Genomic DNA, 581 nt, shown 5'->3' with positions numbered 1-581 from the left:
CGTATTCGAATACTTCCTAGCAGAATACAAAGCCGGTCGTACTCCAAACCCAGACATCCTTTGTAACAAAGAAATCAAGTTCAAAGCATTCCTTGAATTCGCTGATGAAGTGCTTGAGGCAGACTACATTGCCATGGGTCATTATGTGCGTCGTTCTTTCCCTGAAAACGGCGAAAAGCCACAAATGCTGCGTGGCCTAGATAGCAACAAAGACCAAAGCTACTTCTTGTACACACTAAGCCACGAACAAGTTGCTCGTAGCCTATTCCCTGTGGGTGATTTGGAAAAACCAGAAGTTCGCCGTATCGCGGAAGAACAAGGTCTAATCACAGCGAAGAAGAAAGATTCAACAGGCATCTGTTTCATCGGTGAGCGTAAGTTTACTGAGTTCCTAGGCCGTTACCTTCCTGCTCAGCCAGGCAACATCGAAACGCCAGAAGGCGAAGTTATCGGTCAGCACCAAGGCTTGATGTACCACACACTAGGCCAACGTAAAGGCCTTCATATCGGTGGTCGTAAAGGCGGCGGCGGTAATGAAGATCCATGGTTCGTAGGTGAGAAAGATCTCGACCGCAACGTGC

The 581-nt window shown here is 48.0% G+C and carries 1 protein-coding gene; it reads left to right on the top strand.

Features of this window, described 5'->3' with window-relative positions:
• Window positions 1-581 (top strand): tRNA 2-thiouridine(34) synthase MnmA (gene mnmA, locus R7E78_RS28775; RefSeq protein ID WP_318058968.1); only part of this gene is annotated, 581 nt, incomplete at both ends.

The organism is Vibrio sp. YT-19(2023) (assembly GCF_033337395.1).
The sequence above is the reverse complement of the archived record's forward strand: the minus strand, read 5'-3'. Positions and strand labels throughout refer to the sequence as shown.